Source organism: Haliea sp. E17 (genome assembly GCF_048323675.1).
Taxonomy (GTDB): Bacteria; Pseudomonadota; Gammaproteobacteria; order Pseudomonadales; family Halieaceae; genus Mangrovimicrobium.
Genome location: NZ_JBLWFK010000004.1, coordinates 450,037 through 475,406, shown reverse-complemented (window position 1 = coordinate 475,406; position 25,370 = coordinate 450,037). Strand labels below are relative to the sequence as shown.

Below are 25,370 nucleotides of genomic sequence, written 5' to 3'. Positions count from 1 at the left end.
CACTCAGGTACCGGTGGAGATTTGCGGTGTCGCCGGCTGCTCGGCACCCGCTTCACCACCGGCGGCCTGGGCCGCCTGCATGGCGCGAAAACGCAGGTAGTGGCGCATGTTTTCCAGCTCGTCGGTGGACAGCTGCGGCGAGGGCGGCATGCCGCGGGGCTTGAGCGCGCCGTCCCTGACGACCGACTGGAACAGCTCGGCGCTGAGGATCATCGGCGAGTAGCGCAGGTCCGGGGCGGCGCCGCCGCCGATGGCCTGCATGCCATGGCACACCAGGCAGCCGCTGTGGAAGGTAAGGGCGCCCGCCTGGATTTTCTCCGGGTCGGGGATGAAATCCGGGTCCTCCAGCGGCACGCGCTCCGGCAGCGTCACATCCGGCGGCGTTGCCGCGCCGTCGATGGCGAAGGTCAGCACCCGGCGCGGCAGCCGGTAATCGGTGCGGTAGGCGGCGTTGCCGGTGGCCAGCAGGCCGCCCCCCTGGGAACCGTTGCCGGTGAGCACGGTGATGTACTCGCGGCCGTCCACGCTGTAGGCGATCGGCGCTGCGACAACCGGTGAGGCGGTTTTCCAGGACCAGACTTCCTCGCCGGTGCTGGCGTTATAAGCCTTCAGGTAACCGTCCATGCGCCCCTGGAAGATCAGGTCGCCGGCGGTGGCCAGTACCCCGCCGGGCCAGTCGCCGGGCAGGTCGATAGTGAAGGCCTCCTGCTGTTTGACCGGGTCCCAGGCTCGCAGGTAGCTGCGGCGGCTTTCCGGGAGATCGGGGTCGGGGATCATGGTCACGCCCATGTTGGCGGTGATCCCGGTCATGTTGGGCTGCGGCGGCCCGAAGAGGGCGCCCATTTCCATGATCGGGATATACACCAGGCCGGTGCGCGGGCTGAAAGCCTGGGGCAGCCAGCTGTGGGCGCCCTGGGGGCCGGGCCAGAGCTCGAACAGTTTGTCGCCGAGGCCCTCGAAGCGCATGGCGGGGTTTTCCACCGGGCGCCCGGTCTGCGGGTCGATTTTTTCCGCCCAGGTCACCTTGGCGATTTTCTCCGCGGAGATGAACTCGCCGGTGGCGGCGTCCAGCACGTAGAGGAAACCGTTTTTCGGCGCCTGCATCAGTACCCGGCGCGGCTTGCCGTCGATCTCCAGGTTGGCGATGGTCATGTCCTGCACCGCGGTGCAGTCCCACTGTTCGGCGGGGCAGACCTGGTAGTGCCAGACGTATTCGCCGGTGTCCGGTTTGACCGCGACGATGGAGGCGAGGAACAGGTTGTCGCCGCCGCCAGGGCTGCGCATCAGGTGGTTGTAGGGGAAGCCGTTGCCGACCCCGAGGTAGAGCAGGTCCAGTTCGGCGTCGTAGCTGAAGGCGTTCCAGGCAGTGCCGCCGCCGCCCTTGCCGTACCAGTCGCCGTTCCAGGTGGCGCGCATCATCTCTTCCGCCTTGCTGGTGGCGGGGCTGTTGGGGTCGCCCGGGGTGGTGTAGAAGCGCCAGAGTTGTTCGCCGTTTTCGGCGTCATAGGCGGTGACGTAGCCGCGAATCGGCGTGATATCGGCGCCGCCGTGGCCGATGATGACCTTGCCGTCGAAGACCCGGGGCGCGCCATTGCTGTAGCGGATCTCGTCGAGCGCGTACTGGCGGGCCTCCCACACCGGTTCGCCGCTGCTGTCATCCAGCGCAATCACCCGGCCGTCGGTGGTGGCGAGATAGACCTTGTGGTCCCACCAGGCGATGCCCTTGTTGCCCCAGCTCAGGTGCAGGGGTGACTGGGCGATCTCGCGGACCCCGGCGTCGTATTCCCAGAGCAGCTTGCCGCTGGCCGCGTCGAAGGCGCGGATATGGCTGTGGCCGGTGGTGGTGAACAGTTTGTCACCGCCCTTCACCGGGGTGGAGACGGAAAAGCCGTCCTCGAGGTCGTAATACCAGGCCAGCTTGAGTTTGCCGACGGTGTCGAGGTTGACCTGGGCGAGGGGGCTGTAGTGCTGTTCCCTGCCATCGCCGCCAAAGTTGGGCCAGTCCGTCGAATCGGCCGCCGCGGGCGCGGACTGCGCCGGCGCTGCGGAGACCGCTGGAACCTGTTGCGGGTCGGGCGCTGTGGGTCCCTTGTCGCCGCTGCAACCGGCGCCGGCCACTGCCAGCGACAGGACAAAAAGTCTGAAATACTGCATGGATTGAAACCCCGTTGATTTTATTCTGGCTCTGTTCAGGACGCGGCGAAACCACGTTGTCCGGAGGCGGGCCTGGGCGGGTTTCTGCGTTGATAAATACAGGCCCACCGGGGTGGGCCTGAGGGGATTGTACTTCCTGGCCCGCAGGAATTACACGGGCCGGGTGTATTTACTTGTACATGGACTTTTTGAACATCCGGTCCAGTTTTTCGTTGGTGTCCTGGGCAGTGGCATTCGCCTGCTCGGCGGCCGCGCGCGCGGCAGCGGCTTCCTGGCGGGCTGCAGCGGCGTCCGCGGCGGCCTGGCTGGCAGTGGCGTTGGCCTTGTCGATATCCGACTGCATGTCTGCGCGCAGGGCGTTCATGTCTGACGTCGACGCGCAGCCAGTTGCCCCCGCCAGTGCCGCCAGCATCAGGCCGGCCGCAGTAACCCTGTAAAGTGATTTCATTTGATTCTCCTTGGTAGTGCTCACGTTATCGTGAATCTATCAGGACAGCCCCTGACAGCAATGGTTCAGTTTAGCGTATCCTGACAAAGGTGCCCGGACCTATTCGGGTGGCCAGGTCCTCCACCTGTTCGTTGGTCAGGGCGATACAGCCATCCGTCCAGTTGATGTCGCGGTGTATTTCCAGGCTGCCGGCGCCGGTGCCGTGGATACCCAGGTGGCCGCCGAGTACGGTGTCCTGTGGCGGCCAGCGCCTGGCGTGCCAGGCGGACTCGATGCGGGCGAACTCGGCATCGCTGAGATCGCCCTGGGAGCGCGCTTGCAGCGCGTGGTGAATGGTCGGGTAGTCGATGGCCATGAACAGGTCGAAGCGGGCGCTGGGGCGGATTTCCAGAATACGGAACTCGCCCAGCGGCGTCTTGCCGTCGCCGCGGCGCTTGTCCCAGCTGGTGCCGCCGCTGCCGATGGCCATGTTGTCGTAGGTTTTGACCGAACTGTCGCCGCGCATGATGCTCACGGTCATGGCGCTGGTGTCGATCAGCAGCCAGGGCTGGTTGGCCGGTGGCTGGGCGAGCGACCGGGCGCCGAAGCCGGCACAGGCCAGGCAGAACAGGACAGGCAGTACCGAACGGCGCCTCATTGCATGGCGCCTGCGGGCAGTGTCCTCCGCTGCAGTTCCTGCCAGATGGCGGCGTCGCTGGCGCAAATCAGGCCCACGCCGTCAGCCTCCGGGCGGTAGGGGCTGCCGTCGTAGCGACCGGTCACCGCGCCGGCCTCGTTGGCGATCAGCACGCCCGGGGCGTGGTCCCAGACCAGCGTCCGGTAGTAGAACAGGTATTGGCAGTTGCCGGTCACCAGCATCAGGTAGTCGAAGCCGGCGCAGCCGCTGGCCCAGTGGTGGCCGAGGCTGCTGGCGCCGCGCAGCGCCTGCGCCTTCAGGTGTTGCGGCAGGTACTTGGCGGACATGGCGCCGCTCACGGCGTTCATGGCGCCGTCGTAGGCGCTGACGGAAACCCGTTCACCGTCCAGCCAGCTGCCAGCACCGCGCTCGGCGAACAGGGTCTGCTGGCGCACCGGATAATGAATCCATGCGCCGAGCGTCTCTCCCTTTTTCACCAGCGCCACCATGGTGGCGATGGGGCCGTCGCCGGCGGCGAAGTTATTGGTGCCATCGAGCGGGTCGAGCACCCACACCGGCGCGTCGCCGAGCAGGGCGTCGAGCAGTGCGGGATTTTCGTGAACCGCCTCTTCACCGATGACCAGCGACCCGGGCAGCAGGGCTGCCAGGCGTTTGCTGAGCACCTGCTCGCAGGCGCGGTCGGCGACGGTCACCGCATCATTGGCCTGCTTGAGTTCGATCTGGTGGGATTCGAGATTCTGCCACAGGGGCATGATTTCCTGGGCCGCGGTCTCGACGATGGCGGCGCAGATCTTGTCGTGGTCGAAGTTCATGCGGGCAAGTCTACCATCCCGCAGCCCGCCCGGCCCGTGAACAAAATGAGGAAAATCCCTCATTGGGCGAGTCCGCTGCGGGGGGCATACTGGTCGCGACCCGGAGTCGAAGGAGGCGTCATGCCATGGAAACCCGGTGGGCGAAGCGCCTTGTCGTGGTCGTTCTCATCGCCCTGCTGCCGGCCTGCAGGCTGGTGGTCGAGGTGCCCGCGGGCGGCAGCGTGGTCAGCCAGTCCGGGGCCTACCAGTGCGGGCCCGGGAGCACCTGCACCCTCGAGGTGGTCGACCAGAATTTCAGTGAAGTCTTCGCGGCCAGGCCGGCGGGAAACAACGCCTTCCTCGGCTGGGCGGCCGGCGCTGGCGCCCTGTGCGCCAACCGCCAGGGCAACTGCGCGCTGTCCACCCGCGGTTTCGCGGACAACGCCAGCCTGCTGGCAATCCTCGAATCCGGACGGTCCTTTTACCTCCGCCCGGTGTTTCTCGAGAATCCGCGGCTCGTCCGGGATGACCTCAGTGTCGAGGGCAGTGAAACCCCGATACCGGGGGGGATCAATATCCAGGGCAGCTTCCGCCTGTCGCCCGCGGCCACGCCGGAACAGGCCCTGACCGACTCCGACGTGGACATCCGCTTCGACAGCGAGGGGGAAGTCCTGTCGCTGTTCGGCGGCACCGTCCTGCCACGCCAGTTGACCGATTACATCGGCGTGATCGGCACCAGCCGGGCGCAGGTCGGCCTGTACAGCGGTGCGCAGCTGAACGCTGACGAAGACATCAATATCCGGCTGATCGACGAGCGGCAATACCTGCTGTTCTACCTCACTGGCGGGGTCGAACTCGAGGTCGGTGATCGCGCCGGCGGCGGCACGCTGGTGAGCATCGACCCGCCCTTCGGCGGCAGCGTGATCCTGGTGCACGACCTCGTCGACAAGATGCTCTACCGCTACGGCAACCTGCTGGGCGAAGCCCGCGGCGAGGCCGAGTCCGACCAGGGCCTGCTGCCCTATGTGCCCCTCGGGGGCATTGCCGGAGCGGTGGCCTTCTACGGCCATCGCTACGAGACCGGGGAGAAATCCGTCGGCATCAAGATCTTCGATATCCTGAACCTGCGCGGCGAGTACATCGTCCGCGACCCGACTTTCGCCGATATCGACCTCGCCGATCCCTTCGCTTCACCGGTGGGTTACTTCGCCGGTTTCAACGGTCACGCCAGCGTCGCCTTCGCCATCCTGGGCTTCGGCCTGTTCGACTTCGACCTCGCCGAAGCCAGCGCAAATTTCGACGTGCAGCCCCTCAGGGGGGCGGCCCAGCAGCGGCTTTCGCTCTACGCCAATATCGAACCCGATGTCGCCTGGCAGCCGGACTGGATGCCGATCCTGCCCGCCACCCGCCTGCGTGCGACCTTTGCCGCTGACGCCGCGGGCACGCTGCGGGCCACGCTCGCGGGCGGCTACCGGTCGGTCCTGCCCGCAGCGGACCTGCGCGGCAAAATCCTCATCCGCAACGAGGGCGTCAGCATGCAGGCCAGGGTGGAATTGCCGGCGCTGCTGATGCCGGTGTCCATCAGTTTTGTCGACGGGGAGACCCATGCCAGCGTCGACCTCGATGCGGAAATTGGCACCTACCTGCGACGCAGTGCCGGGGAGGTATTCGACGATGTAGAAGCACAGCTCGACGCGGCGCTCGACGACCTGGAGGCCGCGGCGACGGACTACCAGTTCGAGCTCAGCCTGCGTGGCCTGCGCGCGGTGATCCCGACGATTACCGCCGAGGCGATTGCCCGGGTCGAGGCCATCCCGGGGGATGTCTACTCCGCCGTTTATGCGGGCGTGCGCAGTGAAATCAACAGCCGCCGTTACTGCGCCCTGGGTATCTGCACTCCCTCGGACAGCAAGCGCGACAGTATCGCCAGCTCCGCGGCGAGCAGTGCGCGGAGCAAGGCGCGGGTGGAAATCGCTCCCTACATCGATGCCATGGAGGCACTGCGCGACCGCGCTGCGCAGGATGACGACGACGCGGTCCGCGAGGCGCTGCGCCAGGCACTGTACGCCGCTTACGATTACCGGCACATCGATCGAACGGTCAGCGTCACCGTCTCCGTCGATATACTGATCAAAACCATCAGCGTCAGCGACAGCTACCGCATCAACCGCGACGTACTCAGCGCCGGACAGGCCGCAGATATCCTCGCCGCCGCCGACAACATCGAGCGGATTCCGGCGGCCAGCGCCACCCTGGTGAGCGCCCGGGCGCTGGTGGACAGCCTGCCGCTGCGCGAGTCGCTGCAGGCCGCGCGCGCGGATGTCGAGGCCGGGCTGCGGCAGCTGCCGGGGATCGCGGGGGTTGGCTACAGCGTGGTGGACGGGGCCTATTCCGCCTACCTCGCCTTCGATGGCGGCAGGGAATATGCGGTGGATTTCAATGTGCTCGACCCCGCCGCGCTGCTGGCCGGCATCAACCGGCTGGGAGTGAGCGCGGTGATCGAAGACTAGGCCTGTTCGCCGGCGTCCAGCAGTCCCTCGCGCAGGGCGACCTGGACCAGGCCGCCCAGGGAGTGCACATCCAGTTTGCGCATGATGCTGGTGCGGTGATTGTCCACAGTCTTGGCGCTGATGCTGAAACGCTCGGCAATCTGCTGGTTACTGGCGCCGGAAACGACCTGCTGCATGACCTGGCGTTCGCGCTCGGTGAGTTCCACCAGGCCCTGCGTCGCGGCGGCGAGTTCCCGGGCCTGCGGGCAGATCCAGGTCTCGCCATCGAGAATCCGGCGGAGTCCCTGCTGCAGCTCCGCCGGCGCCAGGCTTTTCAGCAACAGGCCATCGACACCGCTGTCGATGAGCTGCCGCATCACGCCGCCGGAGCGCAGCCCGGTAAACACCGCAACGCGGGTAGCGGGGCTCCAGTGGGCGATCTCGCCGATGATTTCCAGGCCGCCGACATGGGGCATGGCGATGTCGAGGAGCAGAAGGTCCGGTTGCTGCAGCTTGACCGCGGCGATGGCGTCGATTCCGTGCTCGGCTTCCGCGACGATCGCCACGTCCGCGAACTGTGCGAGGAGTGTGGCCAGTCCGCTGCGCACGATGGCGTGGTCGTCGGCGATCACGAGGCGTTGTGCTTGCATGGCGGATTGCCGGTACCGGGTGTAGGCTGAAAGCACCAGTATAGACAAACCACGGCAGGGGGATCGCCCATCACCGCCCGCTTGCGCACAGTGCTGCTCTTCTTGCTGTTTTTCTCCGCGGCGCCGCTGCACGCCCTGTCGCTGGAGCCGGGACAGGCCAGCCGCCAGTTCCACGCGGATATTCGCTATGCGGTCGACGATCTGCCGGTAAGCACGGCCCCGGACCGGGTCCTGGCGCGCAGGGATTCCCGCTTTGCGCCGCTGCCATCCCGGCAGGTCGATTTTGGCTTCACCCACGGCACCGTCTGGCTGTACCTGCCAGTGACCAATGCGGGCGCGCAAGCCGGCGTTTGGATACTGTCCCTGAATACCCGCTTCATGAACGAGCTGGCAGTCTACCAGCGCCACGCCGCGGGCTGGCAGTTGCTCCTGCGCAACTCGGAGCGTTCGACCTTTGCCGAGCGACCGGTGGATTACCGCCTGCTCGCGGTGGAATTTGCCCTCGCCGCCGGGGAACAGGGGGGGTTGTTGATCGGTTACCAGTCGCGGGGCACTACCTATCTGCCGGTGACGATCGAAAGCCCGGCGAGTTTCGCCGAGGTTCGCGCCCGCAAGGCGACCCGCAGCGCCGGTTTCTATACCGCCGCCGCGCTGATGCTGGTGTACGGCCTGTTCCAGTGGTTGCTGCTGGGCAGCCGGATTCACCTCTATTACATTCTCTACCTCGGCGCGGCCCTGCTTTACGTCTTTCACATGGACGGCCTCAGTTTCCAGTACCTGTGGCCGCAGTTGCCGGGCTGGAACGCCTTTGCCTCCCTTCCCCTGGGCCTGGCGATCAACATCGCCGCGGCCAATTTTGCCCGCCACTTCCTGCGTACCTGGGAGAGTGCGCCGCGCTTCGACCTGCTGATCCGCGTATTGATAGGCGTATTCCTGACGACGCTGGCCTGGGGTTTGCTGGTCGAGGACCTCTGGGTCAAGCGCGCGGGGTTCTGGCTGAGCAGTGTCGGGGCGCTGGTCTACCTGGCCGCGGGCATCAACGCCCTGCGCGGCGGCCAGCGCTTTGCCCGTTTCTACGTCGCCGGATGGGTCGGTTTGTGCCTGGCGACCCTGGTGTCGAGTTTCGTGCACAGCCTGCCGGGGGTGTTGCCGGTAGCGCTGGGCTTTGATTTTACCAAGGTGGGCCTGCTGTTCGACGCGGTGATGTTCGGGATGGCGATTGCCGACCAGTCCGCGGATGTGCGCCGCCAGCGCGACGCGGCACTGGCGCGGGAGATGGCGGCACTGGCCGAACAGGTGCGCACGCGCAGCGCGCTGGAGGCGGCGGAAGTCGGCCGTGCCGACGCCCTGCGCCTGGCGCGGGAAAAGAGCCTGGCCCTGGCCTCCGCAAGCCACGATATTCGCCAGCCGCTGGTGTCGCTGAAAATGGCGCTGGGGCAGTTATCCGGAGAGGGCAGTGATGCGCGGTCGGCGCTCGACAGTATTGCCTACCTGGATGCGCTGGTCGGCAATTACCTCGATAGCGAACAGGATCAGGAAGGTGAAGCAGGCACGCCGCCGCAACTTTCCGCAATCAGCGAACCCTTCGCGGTACAGCTGATTATCGATGCGGTATGCCGGATGTTTGCCCCGGAAGCGGAGTCCCGGGGCATTGAGCTGCGCGGTCGCCCGAGTCGCTTGCAGGTGTCGGGCGACCCCGTGGCGACGGTGCGGATTGTCGGCAACCTGGTGAAGAACGCCATCCAGCACACTGCCAGCGGTGGCGTGCTGGTCGGCTGCCGGCGCCAGGGGGGACACTGTGTGTTGTGCGTGGTGGATACCGGGCCGGGATTTCCCGCCGCAGCGTTGAAGCATCTCGCGCAGCCCTACCGGCGCGGCGACACCGGCGTTGAGGGGCACGGGCTGGGACTGCATATCGTAGTCAGCCTGTGCGAGCAACTGGGCTACGGTTTCAGCCTGGAAAACGGTGCCTGCGGCGGTGCTGTGGCGAGGGTATTACTGCGCCTGGCGTCCGCCGCCGACAACGGCCGCTGAGTCGGGCGCAGCCGGCCCCGGTTCAGGCCAGCAGCGTCCGGCCCGGAATGGCCTCCAGCAGGCTGCGGGTATAGTCCTCCTGGGGGTTGTCGAACAGTTCGACACCGGTGCCCTGTTCCACCACCTGGCCCTTGTAGAGCACCAGGATGCGGTCCGCGAGGTGGCGCACCACGGCAAGGTCATGGGAGACGAAGAGCATGGTCAGGCCGTACTCCTTGCCGAGATCCAGCATCAGGTCGAGGATCTGCGCCTGGATGGTCACGTCGAGTGCGGAGACCGGTTCATCGGCGACGATGAACTCGGGCCGCGTGGCCAGGGCGCGGCCAATGGCGATACGCTGGCGCTGGCCGCCGGAGAACTCGTGTGGGTACTTGCGCACGAAGGCGCGGGCCAGGCCGACATCGTCCATCAGCTTGAGCACGCCGCTGGCGACAGTCTTCTTGTTCTCGATACCGTGCAGCAGCAGCGGTTCGGCCAGGGTATCGAACACGGTCATCCGCGGGTTCAGGGAGGCGAAGGGATCCTGGAAGATCATCTGCATGCGCCGGCGCATCTTCTTCAGGTCCGAGCCTTCCAGCCGGGTGAGGTCGGTGCCGTCGAACATCGCCTGCCCCGAGGTCACCGGCACCAGGCGCAGGATCGAGCGGCCGATGGTCGACTTGCCGGAACCGGATTCGCCCACCAGCCCGAGGATCTCCCCGCGGTTGATGTCGAAGCTGACGTCGTTGACCGCCTTGACCGGCTCCTTGTGCTTGCCCTGTTCGAACCAGGTGCACAGGTTGCGCACCTGGATCAGCGGTTCGGGGTGGGCGACCGGCCCCTCCTTGCTGCCCGCGGGAATCGCCGACAGGAGCTTCTGGGTGTAAGGGTGTTCGGCGTGGTGGAAGATCTTGTCGCTGCTGCCGCCCTCGACGATCTTGCCCTGCTGCATCACCACGATCTGGTCGGCGATGTCGGCGACCACCGCCAGGTCGTGGGAGATGAAGATCACGCCTATATCGCGGTTTTTCTGCAGGTCGGCGATCAGCTTCAGGATCTGCGCCTGGATGGTCACGTCCAGCGCGGTGGTCGGCTCGTCGGCGATCAGCAGCTTGGGCTCGTTGATCAGCGCCATGGCGATCATCACCCGCTGGCGCATGCCGCCGGAGAACTGGTGGGGGAAGTTGTCGAAGGTGGATTCCGGGTCGCGGATGCCCACCTCGGCAAGCAGCTCCACGGCGCGCTTCTTCGCCTCGGCCTTGCTCACCTTCTTGTGGTACATCAGCGGTTCCACCAGCTGCTTGCCGATGGTCATGAAGGGGTTGAGGCAGGTCATCGGGTCCTGGAAGATCATGGCGATATCGCGGCCGCGGATCTCGCGCAGCTGCGCCTCGCTCATCTGCAGCAGGTCGCGTCCCTCGAACAGGGCCTGGCCGCCGTCGATGCGGCCGGGGGGTTGCGGGATCAGCCCGAGCAGGGAGTAGCAGGCCACCGACTTGCCGGAGCCGGACTCGCCGATGATCGCGGTGATCTTGCCGGTTTCCACGGTGAAAGAGATATCATCCACGGCCCTGGTCGTTCCCAGGCGGGAGACGAAGCTGACCTGCAGGTTTTGTACGTCGAGTAGTGACATCAGTCTTTGGACCTCCGTACGTCGAGGGCGTCACGCAGGCCGTCGCCGAGGAAATTGAGGCAGAACAGGGTGATGCTGAGGGCCAGGCCGGGGAAGATCAGCAGCCAGGGGAATTCCTCCATGGTTTCTGCGCCGTAGGAGATCAGCAGGCCCCAGGAGGTTTTCGGCGGCTGCACCCCGAGGCCGAGGAAGCTCAGGAAGGCCTCCAGCAGCATCACCGAGGGGATGGTCAGGGTGGTGTAGACGATGATCGGCCCCAGGGCGTTGGGAATCAGGTGGCGGCGGATGATGGTGCCCGGCGACAGGCCCAGGGAGATCGCCGCCTCGACGAACTCCTGCTGGCGCAGGGTCTGCACCTGGCTGCGCATGATCCGCGCCATGGTCAGCCACTCCACCGCGCCGATGGCGAGGAACAGCAGCAGCATGTTGCGACCGAAGACCACCATCAGCAGCACGATGAAGATCATGAAGGGCAGGGCGTACATGATGTCCACCAGGCGCATCATGATGGCGTCGGTGCGGCCGCCGACATAGCCGGCGATGGCGCCCCAGGTGACGCCGATCACCAGCGCCACCGAGGTGGCGACGAAACCGACGGCGAGGGAGATGCGGCCGCCGTACATGATCTGGGTCAGCAGGTCGCGGCCGAAGATGTCCGTGCCCAGCCAGTGCTGCGCCGAGGGTGCCGAGGCCCCCAGCTCCAGGTTCTGGGTCTCGTAGGAATAGGGCGCGATCCACGGGGTCAGCAGCGCGATCACGATCATGAATACCAGCACGACGAGGCCCACCAGGGCCAGGTGGTTCTTGCGCAGGCGCAGCCAGGCGTCTTTCCACAGGGAGGTGCCCTGTTCCGCCTCGGTGATATCGGTTATGACTTCAGAAACCATCATTTTTCTCCGAACTGGGCGCGCAGGCGCGGGTTCATCCAGGCGGCGAGAATGTCCGACAGGAGGTTGAACAGCACGATCAGGGTGGACAGGAACACCGTGGTACCGAGGATCATGGTGTAGTCGCGGTTAAACGCGGCCTGCACGTAGAAACGGCCGAGGCCGGGAATCTGGAAGATGGTTTCCACCACGAAGGAACCGGCGAGCAGGCCGGCGAAGGCCGGGCCGAGGAAGGCGACGACTGGAATGAGGCCGCCACGCAGGCCGTGCTTGATCACCACCTGCCACTCCGGCAGGCCCTTGGCGCGGGCGGTGCGGATGTAGTCCTGGGACATTACCTCCAGCATGCCGGCCCGGGACAGGCGGGCGATGTAGGCGGCATAGGTGGAGCCCAGGGTGATCGCCGGCAGGATCTTGTCGCCGGGGATGTCGCCCCAGCCGGACACCGGCAGCCAGTCCAGGTGGATGCCGAAGACCAGCACCAGCAGCGGCCCCAGCAGGAAGGAGGGCAGGCAGATGCCGATCATCGCCGCGGACATGGGGATGTAGTCCTGGGCGGTGTTGGGTTTCAGCGCCGCGATCACCCCGGCGAGGCCGCCGATGATCACCGCCACCAGCAGTGCATACAGGCCGAGCTCCGCGGTCACCGGCAGGCCGGCGGCGATCAGTTCGTTGACGCTGCGCCCGGGGTACTTGAAGGAGGGCCCGAGATCGCCGTGGGCGAGGTCGCCGAGGTAGATCATGTACTGCTCGAACATGGGTTTATCGAGGTTGTATTGAGCCTCGAGCGCTTTTTTGACCTCCGGCAGCACGGCCTTTTCGCTGGCGAAGGGCCCGCCGGGGGCCACCCGCACCAGGAAGAAGGTCACCGTGATGACCGCCAGGATAACCGGGACTGCCTGTAGCAGCCGGTAAGAGATGAATCGCCACATGGTTTCGGGTCAGTCCTCCGCTTTCCAGACTGGCGCATCGGGATCCAGTCGGACGTATTTGAAATTGGGGATATCCAGCTTGTTGGCGGGCATGCCGCTCACGCTGGGCTGCACGAGATGCTTGCTGGTGTAGGCATACAGCGGGAGTACCGGCACCTGTTGCATCAGAATGGTCTCCGCTTCCCGCAGCAGTTCCATGCGCTCGGCCTGGTCGATGGTTGCGGGGGCCTGTTTGAGCAATATGTCATCATAACGGGAGTCGGAGAAGCCAGTCATGTTCATCAGGTTGTCACTGGTGTAGATCTCCAGCATGTCGGTCGGGTCGGCGGTGCCGCCGATCCAGCCCAGTCGGGCGATCTGGTAGTTACCGACATCCACGGTATTGAGGAATACCTGCCATTCCTGGTTGGTGAGGGTCACCTTGATACCGAGCACCTGCTTCCACATCTGCTGCAGCGCCACGGCGATTTTGCGGTGGTCCTCGGAAGTGTTGTAGAGCAGCTCCACCTTCGGCCAGTTGCGGCCGCCGGGATAACCCGCGTCCGCCAGCAGTTGCCGCGCCTGCACCGGGTCGTAATCGAGCAGGTCCGGGGGGGTGTAGCCCTCGGCGACGTCGGGCGGCACCAGCGCCGGGCTGGGAATGGCGGTGCCCAGCAGCAGCGTGTCGATCAGCGACTTGCGATCGATCGATTTCGCCAGCGCCTGCCGAACCCTGGTGTCGTCCAGTGGAAAGCGCCCGGTATTGAACATCAGGAAATAGCTGCCCATCTGCGGCGCCTGCTGGTAGGGCGAGTCGGGTTGCTCGCGATACCAGGGAATCTTCGCCAGCACCACGTTGTCGGTGTAGTGCAGCTGGCCGACGCGGAACATTTTCTCTTCCGCGGAGCGGTTTTCCACCGTATGGAAGACGATGCCATTGAGGGCGACGTGGTCCGCGTCCCAGTAATAGGGGTTCTTGCGCACCACCACCGAACGGCCCATGCGCCAGTCTTCGAGGGTGAAGGCCCCGTTGCCGACCAGGTTGCCGGGGCGGGTCCAGCCGGTGTAGCGGTCGGTGACTTTGCCGAAGCGCTCGATGGTCTTGCGTTGCACCGGATAGTTCGGGTTGTTGGAGAGCACCCGCATGAAGTTGGGCGTCGGATTGATCAGCGTCATTTGCAGGGCGTAGTCATCAATCGCCTTGATGCCTACCGCGCTGAAGTCGGTGTTGCCCTGGGCAAAGTCCTCCGCGCCGGTGATCGGGTAGAGCGTGTAGGCAACCTGGTTGCCCATGTCCGGGTGCAGCGAGCGGCGGAAGGACCAGAGCCAGTCCTGGGCGGTGATCGGGTCGCCGTCCGACCAGCGCGCCCGGGGATTGAGGTGGAAGGTGTAGGTTTTGCCGTCGGGGGAGATATCCCAGCCTTGCGCGCCGCCCGGTTCCACCGCGAGGGTTTCCGGGTTGAGGGTGATCAGGGTTTCGTAGAGCGCCCGGGCGATCTTGGAGTCCGAGTCCGCGGTCAGCACGTGGGGGTCGAGCGACTGCGGCTCGGCCCCGATCGCGAAGTGCAGGATACCTTCGCGATTGCCGCTGGCGACGTTGGGTTCACCCTGCCCGCAGGCCGCCAGCAACAGGGTGGACAGCAGCGCGCAGTGCAGGGCTCTGGGCACGGGAATGATCTCAGTGCTCCTTCGCCGCCGGCTGCTCCCTGTCCCAGTCGGGATCAAGCCACACGTACTTGAAGTTCATCGAATCCATCAGGTTGGACGGCATGTCCTTGACGCTGGGGTGGATCAGGTGATTGCTGGTATAGGTGTAGATCGGCAGGATCGGCATCTGCTCCATCAGGCGCTTTTCCGCATCGTAGAAGATCTGGAAGCGCTCCTCCTTGGTGGCGGCCCGCGGTGCCTCGCGCAGGATCATGTCGTCGTAGACCGGATCGGCAAAGCCGGTGTTGTTGTTGCCGCCGCCGGTGATGTACATGTCGAGGAAGGAGGTCGGGTCCACGTAGTCGCCGATCCAGGCGCGGCGGGCCATCTGGAAGTTCATGGTGTCCACGGTGTCGAGGTAGACCTTCCACTCCTGGTTGGCCAGGGTGATCTCGATGTTGAGTTCCTTTTTCCACATCTGCTGCAGGGCCACGGCGATCTTGCGGTGGTCCTCGGAGGTGTTGTAAGTGACCTCCACCGGCGGAAAGCCGTCGCCGTTGGGATAGCCCGCTTCGGCGAGCAGCTTGCGGGCCTTCTCGGGGTCGTACTGGAACAGGATTGGCGGCTGGTAGCCGAGGGTGCCGGGCGGGGTAATGGTATAGGCTGGAATCCGCGACTTTTTCAGCACCGTGTTGGTCAGGGTCACCCGGTCCACCGCCAGCGACAGCGCCCAGCGCACGCGCACGTCGTCCATCGGCTTGCGGTTGGTATTCAGCAGGTAAAAATAGGTGCCCAGGTAGGGTGCCTGGACGAAAGGCGTGTCCGGCATGTCCTCGTACACGGGGATCTTGTCCAGCGGCACGGTCTGGGAATAGTGCAACTGGCCGACGCGGAACATGCGCTCCTCGCTGACCACGTTTTCGGTGGGATAGTAGACGATGCCGTTCAGCTTGACCTTGTCGCGATCCCAGTAGGTATCGCTTTTCTCCACCTCGATACGCCGGTTGAGCTGCCATTCCTTGAGCCTGAAGGCGCCGTTGCTGACGATGTTCTCCACCCGGGTCCAGGGGGTATAGCGGTCGGTGGCCGCGCCGAACTTCTCGATGGTGGCGCGGTGCACGGCGAAGGTGCTGTAGTGGTCCATCAGCTGCAGGAAGTAGGGTGTGCGCGCGTTCAGGGTGACCTGCAGGGTGAGCCTGTCGAGGGCCTTGACCCCGACTTCGCTGAAGTCCTTGATCTCGCCCTTGGCGAATTTTTCGGCGTTGACCAGCGGGTAGAGCATGTAGGAATACTGGTTGCCCATCGCCGGGTTGAGCGCCCGCTGCCAGGACCAGACGTAGTCCTCGGCGCTCATCGACTCGCCGTTGGACCAGCGCGCCTCGGGGTTGATATGGAAGGTATAGACGAGGCCGTCGTCGGAGATATCCCAGCTTTCGGCCACCCCGGGCTCCGGTTCCAGGGTCCAGGGGTTCTTCACCGCCAGGCCCTCGAAAATGGCCCGCACGATATGGTTTTCCGGCACGCCTGTCACCACGTGGGGGTCGAGGCCCTGGGGCTCGGAGCCGTTGCCGTAGTGGAGGATTCCCTCGCGGTTACCCTTTTCTACGTTGGTTTCACCGCCGGTGCAGGCGACGAGGGTGGAAAGCAGGACTGCGAGCAGGGCACGGTGCAAAAAGGGCATGAATCGGGGTCCGGATTTGTTGTGTTTGCAAAACAGTATAGTGATAGACGAGTGAGACTGCCGACCCCTCAAAATACACTCACGATTCGTGCCAACTGACCCGGGATACGCCCGGCGGGTCCGGCTCAGCCCGGGCCCCTGGCCTCCCCGCCCCAGCGCGCGAAGTCCCGCCCCGAGGGGTGCTGGTAGAGTTCCAGCCCGAATTCCCCGACCACTGCAAAAAGGTGGTCGAAGATGTCCGACTGGATGCCCTCGTACTCATTCCAGGCGGTGGTGTCGGTAAAGCAGTAGATCTCGATGGGAATACCCTCGGCGCCCGCCTGCAGCTGGCGCACGATCAGGGTCATGTCCTGGCGGATGCGCGGGTGGTGCTTGAGGTAGTGGTAGATATAGGCGCGAAAGGTGCCGATATTGGTCAGCCGGCGCATGTTGATCTCGCCCACGACCTGGCGATCCGCAAGGCCCGCATTGTATTCCGCCAGCTCCCGCTGCTTGCCGGCCAGGTAGTCCTGCAGCAGCGCGACCCGCCCGGCGCGGGAGATTTCTTCCGGGGAGAGGAAACGCAGGGTGCCGGCATCGATGTAGAGGCTGCGCTTGATCCGCCGGCCGCCGGACTCGGACATACCGCGCCAGTTCTTGAAGGGGTCGGAAATCAACCGATGGGTGGGGATGGTGGTGATGGTCTTGTCCCAGTTCTGCACCTTGACGGTGTGCAGTTGCACGTCGATGACATCGCCGTCGGCGCCGAAGGCGGGGGCCTCGATCCAGTCGCCCACATGGATCATGTCCTGGGCGTTGAGCTGGACGCTGGCGACCAGGGAGAGAATCGTGTCCTTGAAGATCAGCATCAGTACCGCGGTGGCAGCGCCGAAACCGGAGAGCAGGATGATCGGCGAGCGGTCGATCAGCACCGAGATGACCAGGATACCGGCGATAATCCACAACAGCAGCTGGACCAGCTGCAGAAAGCCCTTGATCGGTCGCTGGCGGGCGCCGGGGGTTGCCTCGTAGATGGTGTTGGCCGCCTGCAGCACAGCGCTAAGGGTGAGGGTGGCGATCACCACCATATAGGCGCCGGTGAGGTTGAGGACAATGCGCTCCAGGGTGTCGTGGACCTGGGGCAGCAGGTCGATCCCGGCGTAGATGATGAGCGCCGGCACCATCTGTGCCAGCCGCCCGGGGACCCGGTGCGCCACCAGGGCGTCGTCCCAGGTCACTGCCGAGCGCAGCGCCATGCTGCGCGCGGCGCGCACCAGCAACTGCCGGGTGAGCCAGTAGGCCAGCAGGGCGGCGAGGAACAGGGCCGAGAGGGTCAATAGCTCGGACAGGGCCGGGAATGTCTGGGTCAGTTCTTGCAGCATGGTTCTCGTTCTTGTCGTCGGGTAAATCAGGCGATGGCGGGCTCTTCAAAGCCGCCAGCGGCATCGCCGTCAGGGTCGTTGCCGTTGCCGAACTCCTCCTGGAATTGCTCCACGTGTTTTTCCACTCGGCCGACCCGGCGGCCGTAGTAGGCGAGATGGAATATGGCGTCGCCCTGGTAGACCAGCGGCAGGTTGGTGCGGCCGATGACCATACCGGATTCCGGCGCGGTGATTTCGGTTTCCATGGTGCCCAGGGGGTCCGCCACCAGGGCCAGGACCTGTCCCTTGCTGACTTTCGCACCCAGTGGCACCAGGGTGCGCAGGACGCCGCTCTCCGGCGCCCGCACCCAGGCGGTCTGTTCGCTGATAATCGGCTTTGGCAGTGACTTGCGGCTGCGGCTCTCGCGCAGCATGCCGATGTGGCGCATGACATTGATACAGCCGCGTACGCCGGCCCGGATATGCAGCTCCTCGAAGCGCAGCGCCTCTCCCGCCTCGTAGAGGACGATCGGCACGTCGGCCTCGTCGGCGCAGGCGCGCAGGGAGCCGTCGCGCAGGGCGGCGTTGATCGCCAGCGGTACGCCGAAGGCCTCGGTCATCGCCAGCGCCCGGGGATCGTCGAGGTTGGCGCGGATCTGCGGGAAGTTGCTGCGATGGCGGGCGCCGGTATGCAGGTCGATGCCGTGGGTGGATTTGCGCACGATTTCCCGCTGGAAGGTGTGCGCCACCCGGCTGGCCAGCGGTCCTTTTTCCGATCCGGGGAAGGAGCGGTTGAGGTCGCGCCCGTCCGGCAGGTAGCGGGCGTGGTTGAGAAAGCCGTAGACGTTGACGATGGGAATGGCGATCAGGGTGCCGCGCATGCCGTTGAGGGCCTTGTGGCGCAGCAGGCGGCGGATGATCTCCACCCCGTTGATCTCGTCGCCGTGGACCGCGGCGCTGATGAACAGCACCGGGCCCGCGCGCTTGCCGCGCACCACCTGCGCGGAAATCGACAGGTCGTCGTGGGTGTACATGGGGGCGACCGGGATATCCACGGTGGTGCGTTCGCCCGGGGTGATTATCCGTCCGCCAATCTCCAGGTCAGCCCCCTTGCCCTTCATGCTCAGCCCCGGGTCTTGCGGCTGCCGTGGGCCGGGCGGGCGTGGTCTTCCACGTAGGTGATGATTTTCGCCGCGATATCCTTGCTGGTGGCAGCCTCGATTCCGCCCAGCCCGGGCGAGGAGTTCACTTCCATGATCAGCGGCCCGCGAGAGGAGCGCAGCAGGTCGACGCCGGCGACGTGCAGGCCCATGGTTTGGGCCGCCTTCACTGCAGTGCTCCGTTCCTCGGGGGTCAGCTTGACCACCCTGGCCGTGCCGCCGCGGTGCAGGTTGGAGCGGAACTCGCCCTCCGCTGCGGAGCGCTCCATGGCTGCCACCACCCGGCGGCCGATGACGAAGGCGCGGATGTCGGAGCCGCCCGCCTCCTTGATGAATTCCTGTACCAGGAAGTCCGCGCCGAGCTCGGTAAAGGCATCGATCACCGACTCCGCCGCCTTGATGGTCTCCGCCAGCACCACGCCGCGGCCCTGGGTGCCGCGCAGCAGCTTGAGAACCACGGGGGCGCCACCCAGGCGCTTGATCAGTTCGCGGCCGTTTTCCACGTCGTGGGCGAAACCGGTGGTGGGCATGCCGATGCCCTTGCGCGAAAGCAGCTGCAGGGCGCGCAGCTTGTCCCGGGAGCGCCCCAGCGGGATGGATTCCGTCAGGCAGTAGACGCCCATCATTTCAAACTGGCGGATGACCGCCGTGCCGTAATCGGTGATCGACGCCCCGATGCGGGGGATCACCGCGTCGAAGCCCTCGAGTTTCTCGCCCTTGTAGTAGATGCCGGGGTCCGACGAGTTGATATCCATGATGCATTTCAATGTGTCCAACACGCGCACTTCGTGGCCGCGCTCGGTGGCGGCCTCGATCAGGCGGCGGGTGCTGTAAAGCTTCCTGTTGCGGGACAGGATGCCGATTTTCATAATCACGCCAGACTCCTGGAGCTTTGGGATTTTAGTCACCGGACAGGTAGGACCTGCCCGGATCGACGAGGTAGCGGCCGCGCATCGCGGTGCGGCCGATAAGGACGCGGAACTTCATACTGTCGCGGTCGGTGAGTGTAACCTCGACCCGCCGGGTACTGCCACCTATGGCAAGCGTCGTCTCGATGACATAGCGCAGCTCTTCATGGCCGCCGGAATCGCGCACCACGCGCTGTTCCAGCACCGGGGCCTCGCACTCCACCACCTCGCTGATGTCTTTCTGCTGGGGGTGGACGCCGAAGCGCACCCAGGGGGCGCCGTCGCGCTCGAAGGGTTCGGTGAAAAAGGCGTGCAGGGCGCTGGTGCGGGCACCGGTGTCCACCTTGGCCTTGATCCGGGGAAGCTTGAGGTCCGGGAAGGCGACCCATTCGCGCCAGCCCAGTTGCTGCTTTTCTGCCATGCTGAAGATTCCAGTTTGCAGTGGGTTCAGTCCGAGGAACGAATGCGTACCTCGCCGTCGATGTGTACGTCGCGCTGGGGAAAGGCGATGACCACCTGGTGCTCGCGGAACAGCGCGTCGATGCGGAAGCGCAGGTCGCTGCGAATCGTGCGCAGGCCGCGCTCCGCCGCCGAGTGAATCCAGAATTGCAGCTCGAATACCAGGGCGCTGTCGCCGAAGTCCTCGAAGAACACCTGGAAGGCGGGCTCTTTCAGCACGTTCGGGTTTTCCTCCGCCACCTGCAGGAGCAGCTTGCGGGTCAGCTCCACGTCGGAGCCGTAGGCGACTCCCACCACCACGGAGGTCCTCACCAGCCGGTCCACCAGCGTCCAGTTGGTCACCGTGTTCTCGAGCAACTGGCTGTTGGGAACCAGCAGGTGCACGCCATCGACCCGGCGAATGCGGGTGGAGCGGGTATTGATGGCTTCCACCGTGCCGCGCATCTCGCCGAGTTCGAGGAAGTCGCCGATCTTGATCGGCCGCTCCCACATCAGTATCCAGCCGCTGATGAAATTGTTGATGATGTTCTGGGCGCCAAAACCGACGCCGATGGCGACGGCGCCGGAAATAAAGGCGAAGGCCCCGAGGGGTACCCGCAGGATATCCAGCACCATGAATACCAGTATCACCAGCCCGACGATCAGCCAGGCGCGGGTGATGATCTGTACCACGTCGGCGTTCAGGGTCCGCGAGTGCAGGTGGCGGCGCAGGAAACGGGTACTCCAGAAGACAAACAGGCCACCGACCAGGGCGAAAACCAGCACCGACAGGGCCTGCCCGATGGTGATCGGGTTGTCGCCCATCGAGACCAGCGGCGTATTCAGCAGTTTGTGCATCTCTTCCATTTTGCCCCCTGCCCTCCGCTGCCGGGTCTGTTCCTGGTTGGCGCACTGCGCTGTGCCCTGATGGGCTGGATTATTCCGCAATCTGCGGCCCCGGGGAATGCCAAACATCGCCTTCGCGGGTTGTACCCCCTGCGCCGGCCTGCATTATCATGGCAGGCACCTCGGCCATACTAGCGCACTGGCTGCGAATTGATCACGGGAGTAACAGGGCGATGATACGCTGCAAACTGCTCGACAGCGGAAACGGAACCAATACCCTGGCCGAAGGCGGGCTGGAGCTGTTGGCCCACTGGCGCAGCACCGGCGGCGCGTTGTGGGTGGACATCGAGGGTGAATACGAGCCGCGCACCGCGGAACTGCTGGAGAGCATGGGCTGCGACCCGCTGGCGATCAAGGACAGCTTCCGTTCCCGCCACCCGCCGAAGATCGAGGAATTCGACGACAGCACCTTTGTCCTGTTTCGAGGCATCGCCAGCATCGACGAGCACCTCGAACTGAAACCCCAGCAGATCGGGCTGTGGGTCGGCAGCAACTTCCTGATCACCGTCCACCGCGGGGTATCCGTCAGTGTGGGTAAATTCTGGAGCGGCGACGCGTCCCTCGAATTGCTCGCGCGCCCCGGCGACCTCGCCCTGCGCCTCCTGCACTACGCCAGCGGGCGCTACCTGGACCGGCTGCTGGAGTTCGAGGAGCGCCTGGGCGACCTCGAGGACGGCCTGCAGGGCGATCGTTCCGAAGAGGACATGAAGGAACTGGTGCTGTTCCGCACCCGCCTGCGCCGCCTGCGGCGGATTTTCAGCTATCACAAGGATCTCTCGGAATACATCTGGTCCGAGGGCACGGCTTTCCTGGGCACCGGGGAGGACGAGAGCTTCCACTTCCGCCGCGACCTCCACGACCGCTGTGAACGGGTCTACAGCCTCTGCAGCATGTACTACGAGATCTGCGGCGACCTGGTCGATGGCCACATCTCGCTCAGTTCCCACAACCTCAACCAGACCATGAAGGTGCTGACGATCATCTCCGCGATCTTCGTGCCGCTGACGTTTATGGCCGGGATTTACGGGATGAACTTCGAGTACATGCCGGAGTTGGGGTGGCGCTATGCGTATTTCGCCCTGCTCAGTGTGATGCTGGTGATGGGAGTCGGTCTGGTAATCCTGTTTCGGCGGATTCGGTGGTTGTAGCCTGGCTAGTTTGTTTATCTCGGTGTCCTGGTCGGGCACTTCGTAGGCCGGGCCGTAGAGCGCGTTATCCCTCGCCGGGACCGCCAAAAAGCGCACATCCATGTGCAGGCTCGGCCTCGGCCATCCATGGCCTCGGACGCCCCGGCGAGGGATAACGCGCTCTATGTCCTCGGCTTCGGTGCGTGATTCAATGTCGCCTGGCTGTTGCACCGATGATCGAGGGCATTGGACCCGTCCGCGGCACGGAATAGGACTGTTTACGGCACAGCGCCGCACGAAAACGTCTGAGGCCATGGATGGCCGAAGCCGAGCTGCCATGGATGGCGCTTTTGCGTTTTTCGGGCGGCGCTGTGCCGTGAACAGGCCGGCTTCGAAACTACCCGAAGTGGCACCCAAACCTGAACCCGGACCAGGGGCTGACCTGAAAAAGGCCTAATCCAGCGTCTTCTGGAACCGCAACGTAGCCACCGTCAGCATCACCGCCGTAAAGCCCAGCAGCCAGAGAATATCCGGCGCCAGCTGCCCCAGCTGGGCATCGCGCAGGTAGACACCGCGGATCAGGCGGACGAAGTGGGTGGCGGGCAGGGCCTCGGCGATGTACTGGGCCGCAACCGGCATCGCATCGTAGGGAAACATGAAACCGCTGAGCAGGATCGAGGGCAGGAGCACGAAGACCGTCATCTGCATCGCCTGCATCTGGGTTTTCGCCTGGGTGCTGATCAGCAGGCCCAGGGTCAGGCTGGCGCCGATGAAAGAGAACGTGATGACCGCGAGGTTCAGGTAGTCGCCGAGGAAGGCCACATCGAACACCGTCCAGCCCAGGCCGATGATGATGGAGATTTGCAGCGTGCCGACAAAAATGTAGGGCACCAGTTTGCCGACCATCAGTTCCAGCGGGCGAATCGGCGTGGTGATCAGCATTTCCATGTTGCCCTTTTCGCGCTCGCGGACCAGGGCGACGGAGGTGAACAGGATCATGGTCATGGTCAGGATCACCGCCGTGAGGCCCGGGACGATGTTGACCTGGGAGCGGCGCTCCGGGTTGAAGAACAGGGCGATCTCGAAGCTCGGGGCCTGCGCCTGGTAGGCGCCGGCCGGGGTGCCTGCTTCCAGGTGCAGGGGCATCTGGCGCAGGCCGAGCAGGGCGCTGCCGACCATGGTGTCGGAACCGTCGACCAGCCACTGGCCGACGGTGGTGCCGTTGGCGACGCGGTGCGGCAGGTCCTCGGGCAACACAAGTGCCGCGCGGACCCTGCCGGCGATGATCGCGTCGCGGGCCTCGGCGGGGGTGGCGTAGTGGGCGGTGATCTCGACCACCTGGGTCACCCGGACCTGCTCGGTGATTACCCGGCCGACTGCGCTGTTGCTGAGATCGACGACGGCGATGGGAATGTTGCGGACCATGGTGTTGATGGCGTAACCGAACAGCAGCAGCTGGATCAGCGGCAGCATCACGATCATGCCGAGGGTGAGGCGGTCGCGGGCGAGGTGTTTGAATTCCTTGGCGGTGACGCTGCCGATGCGACGCAGGCTGTTCACGGCTTCTTCTCCGGCGGTTCGGACAGGGTCGCGGCGACGAAGACATCCTCGAGGCTGGGGCGGGCCGGGTGGATTTCCAGTGCCGCGCCGTCCAGCGCGCTGCGCAGGTAGCTGACGGGGTCGTCGACGCCGTCTTGCATCAGTACGCGCAGGCGCAGGCCCTGTTGCGCCGCGGATTCCACCTGCGGCAGGGCCAGCGCGGTATCCTTGACCTTGCGCAGGTTGCTGCCGTCGATCTCCACGACCCGCCGGTCCAGTGCGCCCATCAGTTCCGCGGGGCTGCCCTCCAGGCGCAGGCGGCCGCGGTCGAGGATGGCGAGCTGGTGGCAGCGCTCGGCTTCATCCATGTAGTGAGTGGAGACCAGGATGCTGGTGCCGGTGTCGAGCAGGTCGAAGAGCTTTTCCCAGAAGTCCCGGCGGTTTTCCGGGTCTACCGCGGAGGTCGGCTCGTCGAGAAACAGCAGGTCGGGGCGGTGGATGGTGGCCGCCGCCAGCGCCAGCCGCTGGCGCTGGCCGCCGCTCATGGCGTCCGCGCGGCGCTTGCGCAGGTCCTCGAGATCAAATTGCTGCAGCAGTTCCGCAATGCGCTGGTGGCGCGCGCGCCTGCCCAGGCCCTGGATACTGCCCACGAAATTGAGGTTTTCCTCGATGCTCAGGTCCTCGTAGAGCGAGAATTTCTGGGTCATGTAGCCGATGCGGCGGCGCACCGCCTCGGCCTCCGCCGGTATCTGTTTGCCGAGCACGGTGACTTCGCCGCTGCTGGGGGTGAGTAGCCCGCAGAGCACGCGGATGGTGGTGGTCTTGCCGGAGCCGTTGGGGCCGAGAAAGCCGAAAATCTGCCCGTGCGGGATGTCGAGGTCGATATTGTCGACCGCGAGCACCTCGCCGAAGCGGCGCGACAGGCCGCGCGCGCGCACCGCGGGTTCACTCATCGCCGAGCAGTACCTGGGCGGGCACGCCGCTGGGCAGGTCATCGCCGGAGGTGAGGTCGAATTCGGCGAGGTAGACCAGGCGCGAGCGGTCCGATGCATTGAGTGCGTAGTAGGGGGTAAAGGCCGGCTCGGTGGCGATCCAGCGCAGGCGGCCTTCGATGGCCTGGTCGACGCCGTCGATGTGGACCGGGTAGCTGTCGCCGATCTTCACCCGCGCCCGCCAGGGTTCGGGAACGTAGACCCTGGCGTAGGGGCGGGAGTTGGCCAGCAACACTGCCAGGGTGGCGCCGCTGGTCACGCGTTCGCCCTCGTTCCAGGGCAGGCTGTCGAGCCAGGCGTCGCGGGTGGCCACCACGCTGAGGTCGGAGAGTTTGTGCTCCTCCACCGCCAGTTGCGCTTCCGCCGCCTGCAGCGCGGCGGCGCCGGCGTCGAGTTGCTCCTGGCGGGTGCCGTTGGTCAGGCGCAGGAGGTCCTCACGCGCCGATTGCAGGTTGGCCTCCGCTTCGTCGCGGGTGGCCAGTGCCTGGTCCAGCTCCGCCTGGGCGGCGAGTTTCTGCTTTACCAGGGATACGGTGCGGGTGTATTGGGCCCCGGCCTGGACCAGCGAGGCACGGGCGCCGGAGACCCGGGCGGTGGCGGCGGCGATCTCCTCGGGGCGGGCGCCGTTGCGCAGTTCCTCGAGCTCCGCCCGGGCGCGCCCCACGTCCGCCCGGGAGCGGGCCACGACCGCCCGCTGCTGGCGGTCATCCAGTTGCACCAGCAGGGTGCCTGCGGTGACCTGACTGCCTTCTGGCACTGGCTGGGCGGTGATGATTTCGGCCGCGGTGGCGCGCAGGATGATGCGGTCGCGCTCGAGGGTGCCGAGTGCCTGGGTGGCGGGTTCTTCGCCGCAGCCGGTGAATGCGCAAATCAGTAAAACTGCGAGAACAGCCCGCATGTCGAGTCCTTGTCCGCGGTGGGGGCCTACATCTTATACGCGCTCGCCCGCTGCGATGCAATTTGCGGCGCCCCGCGGCCCCCGGGGTGCTGCCCCAGGGCGGAGCACCGCACAGAAAGCG

General features: G+C 65.4%; 21 protein-coding genes. 3 read left to right on the top strand and 18 right to left on the bottom strand.

From position 1 onward, the window contains the following. Nucleotides 1–3: 3 nt before the first annotated feature. The 4 genes from ACNKU3_RS12735 to ACNKU3_RS12720 all read right to left on the bottom strand — a co-directional run bounded on the left by ACNKU3_RS12735 (nt 4) and on the right by ACNKU3_RS12720 (nt 4,051). On the bottom strand, nt 4–2,154 hold the full coding sequence (locus ACNKU3_RS12735) for a PQQ-dependent dehydrogenase, methanol/ethanol family (protein WP_418259849.1): 2,151 nt from the start codon (nt 2,152–2,154) through the stop codon (nt 4–6). Nucleotides 2,155–2,323: 169 nt separating this feature from the next. Next, nucleotides 2,324–2,602, bottom strand: a complete 279-nt coding sequence (locus ACNKU3_RS12730; RefSeq protein WP_418259848.1) for an Lpp/OprI family alanine-zipper lipoprotein — start codon at nt 2,600–2,602, stop codon at nt 2,324–2,326. Nucleotides 2,603–2,672: 70 nt separating this feature from the next. Continuing rightward, entirely contained in the window at nt 2,673–3,239 is a 567-nt protein-coding gene (locus tag ACNKU3_RS12725; RefSeq protein WP_418259847.1) for a L,D-transpeptidase family protein, read from the bottom strand. After that, nucleotides 3,236–4,051, bottom strand: coding sequence for an inositol monophosphatase family protein (locus ACNKU3_RS12720; protein ID WP_418259846.1), 816 nt, complete (start codon nt 4,049–4,051; stop codon nt 3,236–3,238). The genes ACNKU3_RS12725 and ACNKU3_RS12720 overlap by 4 nt, the downstream gene beginning before the upstream one ends. A 125-nt stretch (nt 4,052–4,176) precedes the next feature. Between ACNKU3_RS12720 and ACNKU3_RS12715 the strand changes: the two genes are divergently transcribed. Further along, the gene (locus ACNKU3_RS12715; RefSeq protein ID WP_418259845.1) at nt 4,177–6,540 is read left to right on the top strand and encodes a hypothetical protein; all 2,364 of its coding nucleotides are present in this window, start codon (nt 4,177–4,179) and stop codon (nt 6,538–6,540) included. Here ACNKU3_RS12715 and ACNKU3_RS12710 read toward each other — a convergent pair. After that, nucleotides 6,537–7,169, bottom strand: a complete 633-nt coding sequence (locus ACNKU3_RS12710; protein ID WP_418259844.1) for a response regulator — start codon at nt 7,167–7,169, stop codon at nt 6,537–6,539. The two genes, ACNKU3_RS12715 and ACNKU3_RS12710, sit on opposite strands and share 4 nt — an antisense overlap. Nucleotides 7,170–7,271: 102 nt before the next feature. Between ACNKU3_RS12710 and ACNKU3_RS12705 the strand changes: the two genes are divergently transcribed. Further along, nucleotides 7,272–9,203, top strand: a complete 1,932-nt coding sequence (locus tag ACNKU3_RS12705; protein ID WP_418259843.1) for a sensor histidine kinase — start codon at nt 7,272–7,274, stop codon at nt 9,201–9,203. 22 nt (nt 9,204–9,225) lie between these two features. On the opposite strand, the gene ACNKU3_RS12700 is transcribed toward ACNKU3_RS12705, so the two are convergent. From ACNKU3_RS12700 to ACNKU3_RS12655, 10 genes are all read right to left on the bottom strand, one after another. Continuing rightward, nucleotides 9,226–10,815, bottom strand: coding sequence for an ABC transporter ATP-binding protein (locus ACNKU3_RS12700; protein WP_418259842.1), 1,590 nt, complete (start codon nt 10,813–10,815; stop codon nt 9,226–9,228). Further along, entirely contained in the window at nt 10,815–11,702 is an 888-nt protein-coding gene (locus tag ACNKU3_RS12695) for an ABC transporter permease (protein ID WP_418260003.1), read from the bottom strand. The genes ACNKU3_RS12700 and ACNKU3_RS12695 overlap by 1 nt, the downstream gene beginning before the upstream one ends. Further along, nucleotides 11,702–12,634: an ABC transporter permease gene (locus tag ACNKU3_RS12690; protein ID WP_418259841.1), complete on the bottom strand. Its 933-nt coding sequence runs from the start codon at nt 12,632–12,634 to the stop codon at nt 11,702–11,704. Before ACNKU3_RS12690 ends, ACNKU3_RS12695 begins: the two co-directional genes overlap by 1 nt. A gap of 9 nt (nt 12,635–12,643) precedes the next feature. Further along, a complete protein-coding gene (locus tag ACNKU3_RS12685) occupies nt 12,644–14,281 on the bottom strand; it encodes a peptide ABC transporter substrate-binding protein (RefSeq protein WP_418259840.1) in 1,638 nt (545 codons plus the stop codon). Nucleotides 14,282–14,291: 10 nt separating this feature from the next. Further along, nucleotides 14,292–15,941 carry a peptide ABC transporter substrate-binding protein gene (locus ACNKU3_RS12680; RefSeq protein ID WP_418259839.1) on the bottom strand — a complete coding sequence of 550 codons (1,650 nt, stop codon included), beginning with the start codon at nt 15,939–15,941 and terminating at the stop codon, nt 14,292–14,294. A 125-nt stretch (nt 15,942–16,066) separates the two neighbouring features. Continuing rightward, nucleotides 16,067–17,302, bottom strand: coding sequence for a mechanosensitive ion channel family protein (locus ACNKU3_RS12675; RefSeq protein ID WP_418259838.1), 1,236 nt, complete (start codon nt 17,300–17,302; stop codon nt 16,067–16,069). Between the two features lie 26 nt (nt 17,303–17,328). Next, nucleotides 17,329–18,402: a succinylglutamate desuccinylase/aspartoacylase family protein gene (locus tag ACNKU3_RS12670; protein WP_418259837.1), complete on the bottom strand. Its 1,074-nt coding sequence runs from the start codon at nt 18,400–18,402 to the stop codon at nt 17,329–17,331. 2 nt (nt 18,403–18,404) lie between these two features. Next, a complete protein-coding gene (gene rimK / locus ACNKU3_RS12665; protein ID WP_418260002.1) occupies nt 18,405–19,310 on the bottom strand; it encodes a 30S ribosomal protein S6--L-glutamate ligase in 906 nt (301 codons plus the stop codon). A gap of 31 nt (nt 19,311–19,341) precedes the next feature. Further along, nucleotides 19,342–19,770, bottom strand: coding sequence for an ATP-dependent zinc protease (locus tag ACNKU3_RS12660; protein WP_418259836.1), 429 nt, complete (start codon nt 19,768–19,770; stop codon nt 19,342–19,344). A gap of 26 nt (nt 19,771–19,796) precedes the next feature. Next, a complete protein-coding gene (locus tag ACNKU3_RS12655; RefSeq protein WP_418259835.1) occupies nt 19,797–20,654 on the bottom strand; it encodes a mechanosensitive ion channel family protein in 858 nt (285 codons plus the stop codon). Nucleotides 20,655–20,866: 212 nt separating this feature from the next. Between ACNKU3_RS12655 and ACNKU3_RS12650 the strand changes: the two genes are divergently transcribed. Further along, nucleotides 20,867–21,841: a magnesium transporter CorA family protein gene (locus ACNKU3_RS12650; RefSeq protein ID WP_418259834.1), complete on the top strand. Its 975-nt coding sequence runs from the start codon at nt 20,867–20,869 to the stop codon at nt 21,839–21,841. A gap of 432 nt (nt 21,842–22,273) precedes the next feature. On the opposite strand, the gene ACNKU3_RS12645 is transcribed toward ACNKU3_RS12650, so the two are convergent. From ACNKU3_RS12645 to ACNKU3_RS12635, 3 genes are read right to left on the bottom strand one after another with little or no spacing between them, the layout of a single operon-like run. Continuing rightward, a complete protein-coding gene (locus tag ACNKU3_RS12645) occupies nt 22,274–23,380 on the bottom strand; it encodes an ABC transporter permease (protein ID WP_418259833.1) in 1,107 nt (368 codons plus the stop codon). Further along, nucleotides 23,377–24,312: an ABC transporter ATP-binding protein gene (locus ACNKU3_RS12640; RefSeq protein WP_418259832.1), complete on the bottom strand. Its 936-nt coding sequence runs from the start codon at nt 24,310–24,312 to the stop codon at nt 23,377–23,379. Before ACNKU3_RS12640 ends, ACNKU3_RS12645 begins: the two co-directional genes overlap by 4 nt. Further along, nucleotides 24,305–25,249: an HlyD family secretion protein gene (locus tag ACNKU3_RS12635; protein ID WP_418259831.1), complete on the bottom strand. Its 945-nt coding sequence runs from the start codon at nt 25,247–25,249 to the stop codon at nt 24,305–24,307. The genes ACNKU3_RS12640 and ACNKU3_RS12635 overlap by 8 nt, the downstream gene beginning before the upstream one ends. Nucleotides 25,250–25,370 lie beyond the last annotated feature (121 nt).

What these genes read in the sequence shown, in the direction of transcription:
- ACNKU3_RS12710 (WP_418259844.1), bottom strand. Translation starts at nt 7,169, where the DNA reads ATGCAAGCACAACGCCTCGTGATCGCCGACGACCACGCCATCGTGCGC.
- ACNKU3_RS12695 (WP_418260003.1), bottom strand. Translation starts at nt 11,702, where the DNA reads ATGGTTTCTGAAGTCATAACCGATATCACCGAGGCGGAACAGGGCACC.
- ACNKU3_RS12660 (WP_418259836.1), bottom strand. Translation starts at nt 19,770, where the DNA reads ATGGCAGAAAAGCAGCAACTGGGCTGGCGCGAATGGGTCGCCTTCCCG.
- ACNKU3_RS12655 (WP_418259835.1), bottom strand. Translation starts at nt 20,654, where the DNA reads ATGGAAGAGATGCACAAACTGCTGAATACGCCGCTGGTCTCGATGGGC.
- ACNKU3_RS12650 (WP_418259834.1), top strand. Translation starts at nt 20,867, where the DNA reads ATGATACGCTGCAAACTGCTCGACAGCGGAAACGGAACCAATACCCTG.
- ACNKU3_RS12730 (WP_418259848.1), bottom strand. Translation starts at nt 2,602, where the DNA reads ATGAAATCACTTTACAGGGTTACTGCGGCCGGCCTGATGCTGGCGGCA.
- ACNKU3_RS12670 (WP_418259837.1), bottom strand. Translation starts at nt 18,402, where the DNA reads ATGAAGGGCAAGGGGGCTGACCTGGAGATTGGCGGACGGATAATCACC.
- ACNKU3_RS12725 (WP_418259847.1), bottom strand. Translation starts at nt 3,239, where the DNA reads ATGAGGCGCCGTTCGGTACTGCCTGTCCTGTTCTGCCTGGCCTGTGCC.
- rimK (WP_418260002.1), bottom strand. Translation starts at nt 19,310, where the DNA reads ATGAAAATCGGCATCCTGTCCCGCAACAGGAAGCTTTACAGCACCCGC.
- ACNKU3_RS12675 (WP_418259838.1), bottom strand. Translation starts at nt 17,302, where the DNA reads ATGCTGCAAGAACTGACCCAGACATTCCCGGCCCTGTCCGAGCTATTG.
- ACNKU3_RS12720 (WP_418259846.1), bottom strand. Translation starts at nt 4,051, where the DNA reads ATGAACTTCGACCACGACAAGATCTGCGCCGCCATCGTCGAGACCGCG.
- ACNKU3_RS12680 (WP_418259839.1), bottom strand. Translation starts at nt 15,941, where the DNA reads ATGCCCTTTTTGCACCGTGCCCTGCTCGCAGTCCTGCTTTCCACCCTC.
- ACNKU3_RS12690 (WP_418259841.1), bottom strand. Translation starts at nt 12,634, where the DNA reads ATGTGGCGATTCATCTCTTACCGGCTGCTACAGGCAGTCCCGGTTATC.
- ACNKU3_RS12715 (WP_418259845.1), top strand. Translation starts at nt 4,177, where the DNA reads ATGGAAACCCGGTGGGCGAAGCGCCTTGTCGTGGTCGTTCTCATCGCC.
- ACNKU3_RS12735 (WP_418259849.1), bottom strand. Translation starts at nt 2,154, where the DNA reads ATGCAGTATTTCAGACTTTTTGTCCTGTCGCTGGCAGTGGCCGGCGCC.
- ACNKU3_RS12635 (WP_418259831.1), bottom strand. Translation starts at nt 25,249, where the DNA reads ATGCGGGCTGTTCTCGCAGTTTTACTGATTTGCGCATTCACCGGCTGC.
- ACNKU3_RS12700 (WP_418259842.1), bottom strand. Translation starts at nt 10,815, where the DNA reads ATGTCACTACTCGACGTACAAAACCTGCAGGTCAGCTTCGTCTCCCGC.
- ACNKU3_RS12640 (WP_418259832.1), bottom strand. Translation starts at nt 24,312, where the DNA reads ATGAGTGAACCCGCGGTGCGCGCGCGCGGCCTGTCGCGCCGCTTCGGC.